13 protein-coding genes are annotated in these 14,330 nt (G+C 70.5%); 4 read left to right on the forward strand and 9 right to left on the reverse strand.

The window, feature by feature from the left end; genetic code table 11:
- Window positions 1-18: 18 nt before the first annotated feature.
- Complete coding sequence (locus ABZX96_RS05625) at window positions 19-1,533, reverse strand: YfcC family protein (RefSeq protein ID WP_355538321.1); 1,515 nt, start codon at window positions 1,531-1,533, stop codon at window positions 19-21.
- A 241-nt stretch (window positions 1,534-1,774) separates the two neighbouring features.
- Here ABZX96_RS05625 and ABZX96_RS05630 point away from each other — a divergent pair, with 241 nt between their 5' ends.
- Entirely contained in the window at window positions 1,775-2,665 is an 891-nt protein-coding gene (locus ABZX96_RS05630; protein ID WP_355538324.1) for a chitosanase, read from the forward strand.
- Between the two features lie 471 nt (window positions 2,666-3,136).
- Here ABZX96_RS05630 and ABZX96_RS05635 read toward each other — a convergent pair whose 3' ends face one another.
- The 8 genes from ABZX96_RS05635 to ABZX96_RS05670 form a co-directional block, all read right to left on the reverse strand.
- Entirely contained in the window at window positions 3,137-4,552 is a 1,416-nt protein-coding gene (locus ABZX96_RS05635) for a nucleobase:cation symporter-2 family protein (RefSeq protein WP_355538327.1), read from the reverse strand.
- A 698-nt stretch (window positions 4,553-5,250) separates the two neighbouring features.
- Window positions 5,251-6,654 carry an 8-oxoguanine deaminase gene (locus ABZX96_RS05640; RefSeq protein ID WP_355538330.1) on the reverse strand — a complete coding sequence of 468 codons (1,404 nt, stop codon included), beginning with the start codon at window positions 6,652-6,654 and terminating at the stop codon, window positions 5,251-5,253.
- Window positions 6,655-6,697: 43 nt separating this feature from the next.
- A complete protein-coding gene (locus ABZX96_RS05645; RefSeq protein ID WP_355538333.1) occupies window positions 6,698-8,092 on the reverse strand; it encodes a nucleobase:cation symporter-2 family protein in 1,395 nt (464 codons plus the stop codon).
- 142 nt (window positions 8,093-8,234) lie between these two features.
- The gene (gene pucL, locus ABZX96_RS05650) at window positions 8,235-9,158 is read right to left on the reverse strand and encodes a factor-independent urate hydroxylase (RefSeq protein WP_355538336.1); all 924 of its coding nucleotides are present in this window, start codon (window positions 9,156-9,158) and stop codon (window positions 8,235-8,237) included.
- 7 nt (window positions 9,159-9,165) lie between these two features.
- Window positions 9,166-9,573: a hydroxyisourate hydrolase gene (uraH, locus tag ABZX96_RS05655; RefSeq protein ID WP_355538339.1), complete on the reverse strand. Its 408-nt coding sequence runs from the start codon at window positions 9,571-9,573 to the stop codon at window positions 9,166-9,168.
- A complete protein-coding gene (gene uraD / locus ABZX96_RS05660; protein WP_355538342.1) occupies window positions 9,570-10,097 on the reverse strand; it encodes a 2-oxo-4-hydroxy-4-carboxy-5-ureidoimidazoline decarboxylase in 528 nt (175 codons plus the stop codon). Before uraD ends, uraH begins: the two co-directional genes overlap by 4 nt.
- Before the next feature lie 175 nt (window positions 10,098-10,272).
- Window positions 10,273-10,653 carry a helix-turn-helix domain-containing protein gene (locus ABZX96_RS05665; RefSeq protein WP_355538345.1) on the reverse strand — a complete coding sequence of 127 codons (381 nt, stop codon included), beginning with the start codon at window positions 10,651-10,653 and terminating at the stop codon, window positions 10,273-10,275.
- Window positions 10,650-10,910 (reverse strand): thiamine-binding protein, encoded by a 261-nt coding sequence (locus ABZX96_RS05670; protein ID WP_355538348.1) that lies wholly within the window; start codon window positions 10,908-10,910, stop codon window positions 10,650-10,652. The genes ABZX96_RS05665 and ABZX96_RS05670 overlap by 4 nt, the downstream gene beginning before the upstream one ends.
- A 138-nt stretch (window positions 10,911-11,048) precedes the next feature.
- On the opposite strand from ABZX96_RS05670, the gene ABZX96_RS05675 reads away from it, so the two are divergent.
- Genes ABZX96_RS05675 through ABZX96_RS05685 form a run of 3 tightly spaced genes read left to right on the forward strand, consistent with a single transcriptional unit; the run spans window position 11,049 to window position 14,162 of the window.
- Window positions 11,049-11,891 carry a TIM barrel protein gene (locus tag ABZX96_RS05675; protein WP_355538351.1) on the forward strand — a complete coding sequence of 281 codons (843 nt, stop codon included), beginning with the start codon at window positions 11,049-11,051 and terminating at the stop codon, window positions 11,889-11,891.
- Between the two features lie 58 nt (window positions 11,892-11,949).
- On the forward strand, window positions 11,950-12,846 hold the full coding sequence (locus ABZX96_RS05680) for a 2-hydroxy-3-oxopropionate reductase (protein ID WP_355538354.1): 897 nt from the start codon (window positions 11,950-11,952) through the stop codon (window positions 12,844-12,846).
- A gap of 5 nt (window positions 12,847-12,851) precedes the next feature.
- Window positions 12,852-14,162 (forward strand): thiamine pyrophosphate-binding protein, encoded by a 1,311-nt coding sequence (locus tag ABZX96_RS05685; RefSeq protein ID WP_355538357.1) that lies wholly within the window; start codon window positions 12,852-12,854, stop codon window positions 14,160-14,162.
- The last annotated feature ends 168 nt before the right edge of the window (window positions 14,163-14,330 follow it).

The following is a 14,330-nucleotide window of genomic DNA, read 5'->3' on the forward strand; positions in this document are numbered from 1 at the left end:
GCCAACGTTGACTTGTCCCTACCCCACCACCGCCCCCACCCCCACGAACCCGCAGATCAGCACGAACAACACCGCCAGCAGTGGCCAGGCGAAGCGCAGGTACTGGTCATAGCCGACCTTGGCGAGGGAGACGCCGCCCATGATGACGGCGGTGGTGGGGACCCAGAGGTTCATCCAGCCGCTGGCGGCCTGCCAGGCGGTGACGACGACGGCGCGGGAGGCGCCCGCGAAGTCGGCGAGGGGGGCGAGGACGGGCATGGCGAGGGTGGCGTGGCCGGAGGTGGAGGGGATGAGGAAGGCCAGGGGGAGGTTGACCACGAAGACGAGGATGGCGAAGAGGCCGGCGGAGGCCCCGGAGACGGCGCCCTCGATGGAGTGGAGGACGGTGTCGGTGATGCGGGCGTTGTTCATGATGCAGGTGACGCCGCGGGCCAGGACGATGACGAGGGCGGGTGAGACGAAGTCCGCCACGCCCTGGACGAAGGTGGAGCTCAGGCGCTGCTCCCCCATCCGGGCCAGGCAGCCGACCAGGAGGGAGGCGGCCACGAACAGGGCCGCCAACTGGGGGAAGGACCAGCCGAGTTCGAAGGCGTAGGGCTGGGCGTCGGTCTTGCCGGTGAGGGCGCCGGACCACGGGATGACCGAGAAGATCATGAAGGCGAAGACGAGGACCACGGCGATCAGGACGAGTTGGTGGGTCCGGGTCAGCGGAGGCGGTTCGTCGGCGTTCTCGGGGGTCTGTGCGTGTTCGCGGTCGCCGGGGCGGAAGCCGGTCAGCGAGCGGGCCGGGTCGGCGCGGACGCGGCGGGCGTAGCGGATGACGTAGGCGATGGTGACGGCGGTGAGGACCAGCCACATCAGGACGCGGAGCATGATGCCGTCGCCGAGGGAGATGTCCGCGCCGGAGGAGGCCACACCGGTGGCGAAGGGGTTGACGGTGGAGCACAGGACGCCGACGCCGGCGCCGAGGATGATCGCTCCGGTGGCCACCAGCCGGTCGTAGCCGAGGGCGAGCATCAGGGGGACGACCAGTCCGTAGAAGCCGAGCGTCTCCTCGGCGAAGCCCTCGACCGTTCCCAGGAGCGAGAAGACGATCATCACCCCGGCGATCAGGAGGCCGCCGCGGTCGCGCAGGCGGTGGGCCAGGCGGCCGATGCCGCGGTCCAGGGCGCCGGTGGCGAAGACCACGGTGATGAAGGCGCCGATGGCGAGGATGAAGAGGAAGACGCCGGCGCTGCCGTAGAGTTCGCCGGTTTTGTCGGGGCCGACCTGGCCGGTGTGGTCCCGGATGCCGTACAGGCCGTTGACGGGGGCGAGGAAGAGTTCGCGCAGCCGGGTGAGAACGCTCTGGCCGCTCGGTTCGCGGTGGTAGGTGCCCTGTTCGGGCTTGCCCGCGGCGTCGCGTTCGTAGCTGCCGGACGGGACGAGGAAGGCCAGCAGCCAGACGACGAGGGTCACGACGACCAGGACGGTCAGCGCGCTGGGGAAGGTGAACCGGCGGCGGGTGGGGGTCTCGGGGGCCAGTGCAAACACCTCTCCGTGGCGCGGTGACGCCGGCGCGGGGACGTACGGGGCCGGGGCAGCATATAGGGCATAGAGGGGTGATTTGCCGCTATCGGGGTGCGGTTGACCCGTGAGGGGGATGTGGCGGAAGAACGCCAGAAGGGGGCGGGATATCTATACGACGACGGACGAGTCTGGTAGGAAAGCTTCCTAACGATTGGGGAATCGCCCTGAACTCCCCGACGGACCGCCCCCCTTTCAGGAGGACACCATGCGTGCCCGCACGATAGGCAAGACGCTCCGCACCCCGGTCACCGGCATCACCCTGGGCCTGGCCCTGCTGGCCGTCCCCGCGACCGCCGTCGCCACCGCCGCCCCCGGCCCGCAGGCCCCCGCCGCCGCCCAGGCCCCCCGTCCCGGCGCCACCATCCCCTTCGCGGCGCGGGCGGCCAAGGGCCTGGACGACCCGGCGAAGAAGGAGATCGCCATGAAGCTGGTCTCCAGCGCGGAGAACTCCTCGCTGGACTGGAAGGCGCAGTACGGCTACATCGAGGACATCAAGGACGGCCGCGGCTACACCGGCGGCATCATCGGCTTCACGTCCGGCACGCACGACATGCTGGAACTCGTCGAGCTCTACACCCAGCGCAAGCCCGGCAACGTCCTGGCCAAGTACCTGCCCGCGCTGCGCAAGGTGGACGGCACCGACTCGCACGCCGGGCTCGACCCCAACTACACCAAGGACTGGAAGAAGGCCGCCCAGGACCCCGTCTTCCAGCAGGCCCAGAACGACGAGCGCGACCGGGTGTACTTCAACCCCGCCGTCAAGCAGGGCAAGGCGGACGGCATCGGGGTGCTCGGCCAGTTCGCCTACTACGACGCGATCGTCATGCACGGGGACGGCTCGGACAAGGCGAGCTTCTCCAACATCCGCAAGCGGGCGCTTGCCAAGGCCAAGACGCCGGCCCAGGGCGGCGACGAGAAGACCTACCTGAACGCGTTCCTCGACGCCCGGGTGTGGGCGATGAAGCAGGAGGAGGCGCACGAGGACACCAGCCGGGTGGACACCGCCCAGCGCGTCTTCCTGAAGAAGGGCAACCTCAACCTGGACCCGCCGCTGGACTGGAAGGTCTACGGGGACTCGTACCACATCGGCGAGTGATCGGCTGATCGTCAGATCGGTCTGCGGGCCGGTCTCCGACGGGCGGTTCGTGCACGGCGGCGGGTCGTCGCGTGTGCGGGCCGTCCGTCTTTGTGTGCGGGCCGTCCGCCCTTGTCTGCGGGCCGCCCGCCCTTTTCTTCTCCTTCGTCGAACGGTCGTGTCTGCGACAGGCCCTCTGTTGAGAACGGATCGCCGACCCTTTTCCGGGGCGGCCCTTCTCCTGCTTCGCGCCACGGCACGCGTAGGCCCGACGGAACCGGCCGCCCCTCGGTTTCGCCGGGCTTTTGACGTTCCGGGGGCGGTTGCGGATGTGTTCGATGTTCCGGGGGCGGTTCCGGATGTGCTTGATGTTCCGGGGGCGGTTTCGGATGTGTCGTAAGCGGTCCCGGCCCCGGTGACATCCGAACGCCCGGGCGGCCCCGGGCCCACCACCCGTATCCCGGTGGCGCCCAGGGCCGGTCCCGTGAGCCGTCAGTGTGCCGGGGCCACCTCCGGTTCCGTCGCCCCGGGGCCCGGCTGGGGCGGCAGGGCGTCCACCTGCCCGCTGCTCTTGCGCTTGCCGAGGTGGTTGAAGGCGAGGTTGAGGAGGATGGCGACGACGCAGCCGGTGCTGATGCCGGAGTCCAGGACGACGAGCAGGTCCTTGGGGAAGTTGTGGTAGAACTCCGGCGCCGCGATGGGGATCAGGCCGATGCCCACCGCCGCCGCGACGATCAGCGCGTTCTCGCCCTTCTCCATGGCGGCCGTGGCGAGCGTCTGGATGCCGCTGGCGGCGACCGAGCCGAAGAGGACGATGCCCGCGCCGCCGAGCACCGGCAGCGGGACGAGGGAGATCACCGAGGCGGCGATCGGGCACAGGCCCAGCAGGATGAGGATGCCGCCGCCGACGGCGACGACGAAACGGCTGCGGACCTTGGTCATCGCGACCAGGCCGATGTTCTGGGCGAACGCGCTGCACGCGAAGCCGTTGAAGAGGGGGCTGATGGCGGTGCCGAGCGCGTCGGCGCGCAGGCCGCCCTCGATGGTGCGCTCGTCCGCCGGGCGGTCGACGATCTTGCCGAGGGCGAGCATGTCGGCCGTGGACTCGGTCATGCAGACGAGCATGACGATGGCCATGCTGATCATGGCGGCCACCTCGAACTGCGGCGGGCCGAAGTGGAAGGGTGTCGGGAAGCCGACGATGTCCGCGTTCGCCATCGCGCTGAAGTCGGTGATGCCGACCGGGATGGCGATGACCGTGCCGATGATCAGGCCGAGGAGGATCGAGATCTGCCGGAGGAAGCCGCGTAGCACACGCCGCAGGATCAGCACGATGACGAGCGTCAGCGCGGCCATGCCGATGTTGGTCAGCGAGCCGTAGTCGGGGGCTTTGGCGTTGCCGCCCTGGGACCAGTTGAACGCCACCGGGAGCAGGGAGACCCCGATCAGGGTGATCACGGTGCCGGTGACGACGGGCGGGAAGAAGCGGACGAGCCGGGAGAAGTACGGGGCGACGAGGAAGCCGAGGACACCGGCCACGATCACCGCGCCGAAGATGACCGGGAGCGCGTTCTCCGGGCTCTGGGCCTTGCCGATGGCGACCATCGGGGTCACGCCGGCGAAGGAGACGCCGTTGACGAAGGGCAGTTTGGCGCCGATCTTCCAGAAGCCGAGGGTCTGGAGGAGGGTGGCGATCCCCGCCGTGAAGAGGCTGGCGCCCATCAGGAAGGCGGTTTCGGTGGGACTCAGCCCGCAGGCCGGTCCGACGATCATGGGCGGGGCCACCACGCCCGCGTACATGGCGGCCACGTGTTGCAGGCCGCTGGTGAACATCTTGAACGGGGGGAGCGTTTCGTCGACCGGGTGCTTCCGGTCGGCCGCCGGCTTCAGCCGGGAGATTGCGGCCACTGCGGGCCTCCTGTCGATTTCTGGCGCCGCCGGGGTACGGGGGCGCCTCTGCTGTCACGGAGGTCGAGCCATGTGGTGCCGGTGCACAGAGCCGCGCTTGTGGTGCGGGTGCGGTAGAGGGGGTTTCCCTGGGTGTGCGGTGTGAGGGGGTCGCGTGGGTGGTGCGGTGAGGGGAGTCGCGCTGGTGGTGCGAAGGGGGTGGGTGTTGCGGTGGTGCGGGCCGGATGTGGGGGTCCGGTGGTGCCTGCCGGATGTGGGGTCCGGTGGTACGGATCCGGGCGGGCGCCCGGCCGTGCGAGAGGAGCGAATGCCCCGGTGGTGCCTGCCGGACGTGGGGGCCCGGTCGTACGAGGCGGGCGTGATGCCCGGTGGTGCCTGCCGGGCGTGGGGGCCCGGTCGTACGAGGCGGGCGTGATGCCCGGTGGTACGGATCCGGGCGTGGAACCCGGCGTTACGAACGAACCAGGCCCGAAGGCCCGGTCGTATGACGAACCGGACCCGAAGGCCCGGCAGTGCGAACCGGACCCGCGGGCCCGGTAGTCCATGGCGGACCCGGAGGCCCGTAAACCGCACCCGGGGGCGCGGGCGTGGTGCCCGCGCCCCCGGGGTCGGGCGCTCGTGGATCCCGCTCGGATCCACGAGCCCGGCCGGAAGCCGTCCCTTCCGACCGAGTTCGAGGGACCGGCCGTGGGCCGGGGTCAGCCCGCCGCGGCGGTGCGGGCGAGGCGCTGGGCCTCGGCGCGGGCGTTGCGGGCGATGGTGTCCTCGTCGACGCGGGTGAGGTGGTTGCCCTCGACCACCGGTCGGCCGTTGACCAGGGAGAGGGTGACCGGGGCCGCGGCGCCGAAGACGAGGGCGGTGACCGGGTCGGCGATGGTGGAGTGGCCGAGGCCGTCGAGCTTCCACAGCACCAGGTCGGCGAGCTTGCCGACCTCCAGGGAGCCGATCTCGTCGGCGCGGCCCAGGACGCGGGCGCCGCCGTACGTGCCCAGGCGCAGGGCCTGGCGGGCGGTGAGCGCCGACTCGCGGTGTGCGCCGAGGCGGTTGATCAGCAGGGCGTTGCGGAGTTCGGTGTGCAGTTCGCCGGACTCGTTGGACGCGGTGCCGTCCACGCCCAGGCCGACCGGGACGCCCGCCTTGAGCATGTCGGGGACGCGGGCGATGCCGGCGGCGAGGCGGGCGTTGGAGGAGGGGCAGTGGGCGACGCCGGTGCCGGTGCGGGCGAAGGCCTCGATGTCGGAGTCGTTCATGTGGACGCAGTGCGCCATCCACACGTCCTCGCCGAGCCAGCCGGTGGACTCGAAGTAGTCGGTCGGGCCCATGCCGAACAGCTCGTGGCAGAACTTCTCCTCCTCCACCGTCTCCGAGCCGTGGGTGTGCATCCGCACGCCCTTGCGGCGGGCCAGGGCGGCGCCCTCGCGCAGGAGTTCGGTGGATATGGAGAACGGGGAGCAGGGCGCGGCGGCGATGTGGACCATCGAGCCGAAGGAGGCGTCGTGGTACCGGTCGATGGCCTCCTCGGTGCCGAGCAGGGCGCCTTCGGTGGTCTCGACGGCGAAGTCCGGCGGCAGTCCGCCGTCCTTCTCGCTGCGGTCCATGGAGCCGCGGGCCAGCGTGAAGCGCACGCCGACCTCGGCGGCGGCGCGCACCTCCGCGCCCACCAGGTCGCCCGCCCCGCGGGGGAAGACGTAGTGGTGGTCGGAGGCGGTGGTGACGCCGCCGCGCGCCATCATGGCCAGCGATCCCTGGGCCGCCGCGTGGACCATGGGCTCGTCGATCCGCGCCCAGGTGGGGTACAGGGCGACGAGCCAGTTGAACAGGTTGTGGTCGGTGGCCAGACCCCGGGTGATCCACTGGTAGAAGTGGTGGTGGGTGTTGACCAGGCCGGGGGTGGCCAGGTGGCCCGTTCCGTCGATGCGGCGGACCACATTGGCCAGCCCGGTGGGGGCGGGTCCCGCCCCCACGGACTCGATGGTGTTGCCGGCGACGACGACGTGTCCGGTGGCGTACTCGGTGTCGTCGGCGTCGACGGTCGCGATGGCGCAGTTCTCGATGACGATGCGCTGCGTGCTCGCGCTGTCAGGGGTTGCCGATGCAGCCATGCTGCTTCCTCTTGCTTTCCTGCGGTTCGGGCACGGCAGGGCCCTACGGGATTTGAGTGCCGGAGCCGGACGAGGCGGCTGACAGTACCGCCGTCCGTGAGGTGCCCCGGGTGCCGAGGTGGTGGAAGAACAGGTTGAGGACGACCGCGACCAGCGCGCCGGCGCTGATGCCGGAGCCCAGGACGGTCTGGGCCCAGGCGGGGAAGTCCGCGTAGAAGGTCGGCGCGGCGAGCGGGATGATGCCCGCGCCCAGCGACACGGCGACCAGGATGATGTTGGAGCTGTCGTCGAGCCCGGCCTCGGAGAGGGTGCGGATGCCGCTGACCGCGATGGAGCCGAAGAGCACGATCCCGGCGCCGCCCAGGACGGGCATCGGGACGAGCGAGACCACGGCGCCCAGGACGGGGAACGCCCCGAGGACGATGAGGACGGCGCCCGCGACGGCCACGACGTAGCGGCTGCGCACCCGGGTCAGCGAGACGACGCCGACGTTCTGGGCGAAGGCGCTGGTGGGGAAGCCGCCGAAGACGGGGCCGATGAGGGTGGCGATGCCGTCGGTGCGCAGGCCGCGGGTGATGGTCTTGCCGGTGCACTCGCGGTCGCAGATCTCGCCGAGGGCCAGCATGCCGGCGGCGGACTCCGTCATCAGGACGAGCATGACGATGCACAGCGAGATCACCGCGGCGGGCTCGAACTCCGGCGGGCCGAACGCGAAGGGGCCGGGCAGCGCGGCGATCGGCGCGTCCCGCAGCGAGTCGAAGCTCGCCATGCCGAAGGGGATCGCGGCGAGGGTGCCGATGACCAGGCCGAGGAGGAGCGCGACCTGCTTGAGGAAGCCCTTGCCGAACCGCTGGATGAGCAGGATCACCACGAGGGTGAAGGCGGCCAGGGCCAGGTACTTCATGGCGCCGAAGTCGGCGGCCTCCTTGTCGCCGCCCTGCGCCCAGGCCACGGGGACGGGCATCAGCGTGACGCCGATCAGGGTGATGACCACACCGGTGACCAGGGGCGGGAAGAATCTCAGGAGCCGCCCGAAGAAGGGGCCGATGGCCAGGCAGAAGACGCCGGCGACCATCACCGCGCCGTAGATGGCGGGGAGTTGGTGCCCTTTGGCGCTGGTCTCGGCGATGGCGAGCATGGGGGTGATGCCCGCCGAGGACGCGGCGTTGACGAAGGGGAGGCGGTTTCCGACGAATTTGCGGATGCCGAGGGTCTGCAAAAGGGTGGCGATCCCGGCGATGAGCAGGCTGGCCGCGATCAGCCGGGTCTTTCCGGCGGTGTCCAGGCCGACGGCCTGGCCGATGATGAGCGGAGGGGTGACCACGCCGGCGTACATGGCGGCGATGTGCTGGAGAGCGGCGGGGACGAGCCGCTTGGGTGCCAGCTTTTCGTCCACCGGGTGGACGGGGTGTTTCTCGACGTGCGATTGCTGTGCCATGGGTCGTTCCCCTCAAGAATTCGCGTCCCCCTCCCCACATCTGTGCGGGGAGGGGGAGGCGGGGCACGGCGCGGCGTGAGCCTGTCGTATCAGTAATTCAGCAAGGCGTCGGCATGACCGGAATCAGCGTCAGTTGCCGGAATCAGAGGTTCGTCAGATCCACCGGGATCTCGGGCTCCACACCGTCGCGCAGGACAGTGGCTTCGATGAGGCCGTACGGGCGGTCCGCCGCGAAGTACACCTCATTGTCGTTCTTCAGACCGAACGGCTCCAGGTCCACCAGGAAGTGGTGCTTGTTCGGCAGGGAGAACCGCACCTCGTCGATCTCGGCGCGGTTGTTGATGATGCGCGACCCCATTTGGTACAGGGTCTGCTGCAGCGAGAGGCTGTAGGTCTCCGCGAACGCGTGCAGCATGTGCTTCTTGACCTGTTCGTACGAGCGCTCCCAGTTGGGCATGCGCTGCTCGTCGTCGGTCCAGTTGAAGCGCCACCGGCCGGCGACCTGGGTGGCCAGGATGCGGTCGTATGCCTCCTGGAGGGTCGTGTACTTGTCCTTGACGTAGCCCCAGAACTCCGAGTTGGTGGAGTTCATCACGACGAGGTCCTTCAGGCCGGAGATGACCTGCCACTTCTCACCGTCGTAGGTGATCTCGGTGAGGCGGGTCTCCTGGCCCTTGCGGACGAAGGAGTGCTTGACCTCTTCGGCGCCGATGAACTTGGAATTGGCGTCGGAGGTCTCGATGCGCTCCCAGGCGTATTCCTCGATGCGGATGCGCGCCCGGTGGATCGGCTCCTGGCTGGTGACGAAATGCCGGGCCAGGTGGATGCCGAACTGCTCGGCCGACTCGATCCCGTATTCCTTCGCGAAGGCGTACACGGTGTTCTTGGTCGTGTCGGTCGGCAGGACGTTGGCGTTGGAGCCCGAGAGGTGGACCTCCTCCATGTCGCCGGAGAGGGCGACGGAGACGTTGAGGTCCTTGATGTGGTGCGTGTCGCCGTCTCGGGTGATCTTTACGACGCGGTTTTCCGCCTTGCCGTACTGGTTCTGGCCGAGAATCGTGGGCATGTCGGTGCTAGCTCCCTCGGTATACGGAGTAGCCGAACGGGTTGAGCAGCAGCGGTACGTGGTAGTGCTCGCCCGGCTTGACGGCAAAGGTGATTGCCACCTCCGGGAAGAAAGCTCCGCTGTCCCTTACGCGGGGGGCGTCCTGCTGTTCCTCGGCTTGCTTGTCGGACACATTCGAGAAGTACGCCTCGGTCTCGAATTCCAGGCGTACGTGGGTGGTTCCCTCCGGCAGGGCCGGAAGGTCCTTGCAACGTCCGTCCGCGTCCGTCTTCGAGGACCCGTGCAGGGACCACTCGCCCGCGCTGCCGGAGCGCGCGGAGAGCGTGAGGGCGACGCCCTCGGCGGGGCGGCCCACGCTGGTGTCCAGGATGTGCGTGGACACCGAGGTCGGCGTGCCGGCCGGCTCGCTGCTCATGCGGTGGCTCCTTCACTGGCGAACTCCGCCGCGAGGCGGGTGAGACGAATACGGTTGATCTTGCCCAGCTCGGTCCGGACGATCTCGCGTTCCTGGTCCGGCGTGTTGCCGATCCGGGCGCGCACCGCGTCCCGCATCTGCTCGCCGGTCAGACCGGTGGCGCAGATCAGGAACACGTGTCCGAACTTCTCCTGGTAGGCCAGGTTCAGTTCGAGCATCTCGGCCTTGAGTTCCTCCGAGGCGTCGGCCATGCCGCGCTGTTCGCGGGAGGAGGTGGGGTCCCCGGGCTTGGGCCGTCCGATGGGCGGGTGCCCCGCCATCGCCTCGGCGAGGTCCGCCGCGGTGAGCTCCGCCATGGCGGCGTCGCTCGCGGCGAGCAGGGCTTCGGCGGAATCGTACGGCCGTTGTTCGAGGATCCTGGCCCCCCACGCCTGGCTGGCACACGCTTCGTGCAGTGCGGCTCGCGCCTCACCGGCGTCGGCGGTGTTGAACCGGGTGAGCCCCGGCGTTGAACTCGAAGACACGGGAAAGCCTCCGTGGCCTGGTACTGGGTCGGGCGCTGCTTGGCTGGAAACAGCTAAGACCTCCGGCAACACGACGTCAACACTTTGTTGAAAACTCGGCAACACAAAAGCCGCCGCCCGTACGAACGGACGACGGCTTGTCCTATTTGCCCAACGCAGCAAGGGCTGTTGACGATCAGTCGTGAGTCTTCGCGGCGTTTTCCCGGTTGAGGTAGTTGTAAACGGTGAAGCGGCTGACACCGAGCGCGGAGGCCACCGTCTCCACGCCGTGCCGCACCGAGAACGCGCCACGTGTCTCCAGGATGCGCACCACCGACTGCTTGGTCTTGCGGTCCAGCTCCGGCAGCGGCATCCCGTGCCGTCGCTCCAGCTCGGCGAGTATGTGATCGAGGGAGTCCGACAGGTGCGGCAGCCGCACCGCGACCCGGTCCTCGCCCTCCCAGGCCAGCACCACGTCGTCGCCCTGCGCCAGCTCGGGCGCCACCATCCGGGCGCCCATGGCGTCCACGAGCGGCTTGATCGCCTGGACGAATGGATGATCGGCGGACTCGGTCACGTCTGCTCCCCCTCGGGCTCCGTGATCACATTGACCTGCAGGGAGACCCGGGTGGCCCCGGCCTCCAGCGATCCGCGCAGCAGCTCCGCCACCACGTCGAGCACCTTGTCGGCCTCGCCGTCGGCCGTGTTGCCGAACGGGCCGACGTCGACGGCGTCCAGGGCAGCGCCCAGGACGATCTCGCGCGCCGCGACCGCGTGGGCCGGCGCCTCGTCCAGGTCGAACGGCTCTGTCGTGAACTCCACTCTCAATCGCACACCGGCCAACCTACTGCGCACGTCGGGCGCGCCACCAGAAATTGCCCCCGGCCCCCCTTGACAGCTCCCGAGATCCTTCGGCAGTCTTCCACGCAGTAGAAATTAAGTTCCGCAATACGGAAGGGGCGCTCACCCCTCATGGGCCTCACGGACACCCGCTTCAACGTCAACCTGTCCATCCTGTTCACCGAGCTCCCGCTCCTGGAGCGCCCCGCCGCCGCCGCGGCGGCCGGCTTCACGGCGGTCGAGCTGTGGTGGCCCTGGGTCGACGCCCCGGTGCCCGAGCAGGCCGAGCTGGACGCCCTCCGGGACGCGCTGAACGCGGCCGGCACCCAACTGGTGGGCCTGAACTTCTACGCGGGGCAGCTTCCCGGCCCGGACCGCGGCGCGCTGTCCATCCCCGGCGAGGAGTCGGAGAAGTTCCGCGCCAACATCGACGTGGCCGCCGACTTCGCCCAATCCCTGGGCTGCACCGCGCTGAACGCCCTGTACGGCAACCGCGTCGAGGGCGTGGACCCCGAGGTCCAGGACGAGCTCGCGCTGGAGAACCTGGTCCTGGCGGCCCGTGCCGCCGACCGGATCGGCGCGATCCTCCTGATCGAGGCGCTGAACAAGCCCGAGTCGCCCGCCTGCCCGATCGTCAGCGCCCCCAAGGCCGTCGAGATCGTGGACAAGGTCAACGAGGCCACCGGCCTGGGCAACGCCAAGTTCCTGATGGACCTGTACCACCTGTCCATGAACGGTGAGGACCTGCACCAGGTCATCGACGCGTACACCGCCAAGACGGGCCACGTGCAGATCGCCGACAACCCCGGCCGCGGCGCGCCGGGCACCGGCGACCTGGACTTCACCGACCTGATCGACCGCCTGAAGAAGAACGGCTACGAGGGCTGGATCGGCCTGGAGTACAAGCCCGGCGACCGCCCGAGCGCCGGCGCCTTCGAGTGGCTGCCCGCCCCGCTGCGCGCCGCCCAGCACTGATCCCCCGGACCCGCGGACTGATCCCCCGCCCCACGGCACGAGAGGTACGAGTACCCCGATGAGCACCCTCCCCAAGATCGCTTGGATCGGCCTCGGCATCATGGGCTCCCCCATGGCCGAGAACCTGATCAAGGCCGGCTACTCCGTCACCGGCTTCACCCTGGAGCAGGAGAAGCTGGACCGGCTCGCCGCCAACGGCGGCACCGCCGCCGGCTCGATCGCCGAGGCCGTCAAGGACGCCGACGTCATCGTCACGATGGTGCCCGCCTCCCCGCAGGTCGAGGCCATCGCCTACGGCCCCGACGGCATCCTGGAGAACGCCAGGTCCGGCGCCCTCCTGATCGACATGTCCTCGATCACCCCGCAGACCTCCATCGACCTGGCCAAGAACGCCAAGGAGAAGGGCATCCGCGTGCTGGACGCCCCCGTCTCCGGCGGCGAGGCCGGCGCCATCGAGGCCGTGCTCTCCATCATGGTCGGCGGCGAGCAGGCCGACTTCGACGCCGCCCGCCCCGTGCTGGAGGCCCTCGGCAAGACCATCGTCCTGTGCGGCCCGCACGGGTCGGGCCAGACGGTCAAGGCCGCCAACCAGCTCATCGTCGCCATCAACATCCAGGCCTGCGCCGAAGCCGTCGTCTTCCTGGAGAAGTCCGGCGTCGACCTCACCGCCGCCCTCGACGTCCTCAACGGCGGCCTGGCCGGCTCCACCGTCCTGACCCGCAAGAAGGACAACTTCCTCCAGCGGGACTACAAGCCGGGCTTCCGCATCGACCTGCACCACAAGGACATGGGCATCGTCACCGACGCCGCCCGCACCGTCGGCGCCGCCCTGCCCGTCGGCTCCGTGGTCGCCAACCTCGTCGCCTCGCTCCGCGCGCAGGGCGACGGCGGCCTGGACCACTCCGCCCTGCTGCGCGGCGTGCAGCGGCTGTCCGGGCAGTCGGTCGAGGGCTGAGCCCGGTGGCGGCGCGGCGCGTCCCCGCCGTCCGGACGGCCGTCGAGACCATGAAGGACGAGGGCGTGCACCACGTCTTCGGATGCGCCGGCCCCACCGGCCCCGCGCTGAGCGCGGCGGTCGAACGGGCCGCGGGCATCGACCTCCTGCGGGTGCGCTCCGTACAGGGCGCCACCCACATGGCCGGCGGCTGGGCCCGGACCCTCGGGACGCCCGGCGTCGCCCTGGTGCCCTCCGGCCCGGAGGCGCTCCACCTGCTCGGCGGCCTGTACGCGGCGCGGGCGGACGCGGTGCCGCTGGTCTGCGTGACCGAGCACCCGGCGCCCGTCACCACCCGGTCGTCCGAGCACGCCGACACGTGCGCGGACTGCTCCGGCCCCGCGCCGGACGGTCCGCCCCCGGTGGACACCGTCGAACTCGCCCGCCCGGTCACCAAGTGGGCCGTACGGATCGAGGACGCGGACCGGGTCCCCGGGGTCTTCCGCAAGGCGTTCCGGATCGCCCGCCAGGGGTGCCCGGGGCCCGTGCTGATCGACCTTCCGGCCTCCGTGGCGGGGCGGGAGATCGCGTGGCGGGAGACCGTGCGGGGGGACATCGCGCGAGGGGATGCTGCCGGTGACCGACCGCCGGTTGCGTTCTCGTCCGGTGCGCCGGTTCCGTTCTCGTCCTCTGTGTCGTCTGCGTCCTGTGTGTCGCCTGCGTTCTGTGTGTCGTCCGCATCCGGTGCGCCGCGTGCGTCCCCGTCCTCCGGGGACGGGGCACTGGCCGCCGCGCCGGGTCTCCCGGTGACCGCCGCGTGGCTGCACCGGGATCTGGCGGAGCTGTTCGGTCCGGACGCGTACGTCGTCGCCGAGTCCCACCGGCAGCCGCCCGACCGCACAGGCCGTCAGGCCCGGACGGGCCATCAGGTCCACGCGGCCCGTCAGGTCCGCGGCCGGTCGGGGGTGCCCGGCTGGGAGCTCCCGGCCGCCGCCGGGGTCCGTGTGGCTCTGGGGACGCGGGAGGCCGAGGTGGTCGCCGTCGTCGACGGCCACGGCCTCCGGCACGGCGCCGACGCGCTGGCGGTCGCGGTGCGCTACGGACTGCCGTACGTCCTGGTCGTGCTCAACGGCGTCGCGGGCCCCGCTCCGGCGCGCGGCCGGCACGTGGACGACCTGGCGGAGGACGCGTACGGCACCGACCACCTCCGGCTCGCGGCGGCCCACGGCTGCCCGGGCCGCCGGGTGGCCGACCCGGCCGAGCTGCGCGCGGCCCTCCTGTGGGCCCGTAAGGAAGCCGTCTCCGTGCGGCGGCCGGTGGTGATCGAGCTCCTGTGAGACCGGTCAACGCCACGATCCCGTAGGCCGCCCGGCCGACGGACCGCACCACCGGGGGACCCGTCCCCCACCCCCCTGACGAGGGGTTTTCACCCCCGTCCACAGACTTCCGGCGGCGGCGCCGACACCTGTCCTGTCGCGCCCAGGCGCCGCCGTCGGAGGACCATC

The organism is Streptomyces sp. NPDC003077, assembly GCF_040611095.1.
Lineage (GTDB): Bacteria > Actinomycetota > Actinomycetes > Streptomycetales > Streptomycetaceae > Streptomyces.

What these genes read in the sequence shown, in the direction of transcription:
- ABZX96_RS05630 (WP_355538324.1), top strand. Translation starts at nt 1,775, where the DNA reads ATGCGTGCCCGCACGATAGGCAAGACGCTCCGCACCCCGGTCACCGGC.
- ABZX96_RS05640 (WP_355538330.1), bottom strand. Translation starts at nt 6,654, where the DNA reads ATGGCTGCATCGGCAACCCCTGACAGCGCGAGCACGCAGCGCATCGTC.
- ABZX96_RS05645 (WP_355538333.1), bottom strand. Translation starts at nt 8,092, where the DNA reads ATGGCACAGCAATCGCACGTCGAGAAACACCCCGTCCACCCGGTGGAC.
- pucL (WP_355538336.1), bottom strand. Translation starts at nt 9,158, where the DNA reads ATGCCCACGATTCTCGGCCAGAACCAGTACGGCAAGGCGGAAAACCGC.
- uraH (WP_355538339.1), bottom strand. Translation starts at nt 9,573, where the DNA reads ATGAGCAGCGAGCCGGCCGGCACGCCGACCTCGGTGTCCACGCACATC.
- ABZX96_RS05675 (WP_355538351.1), top strand. Translation starts at nt 11,049, where the DNA reads ATGGGCCTCACGGACACCCGCTTCAACGTCAACCTGTCCATCCTGTTC.
- ABZX96_RS05680 (WP_355538354.1), top strand. Translation starts at nt 11,950, where the DNA reads ATGAGCACCCTCCCCAAGATCGCTTGGATCGGCCTCGGCATCATGGGC.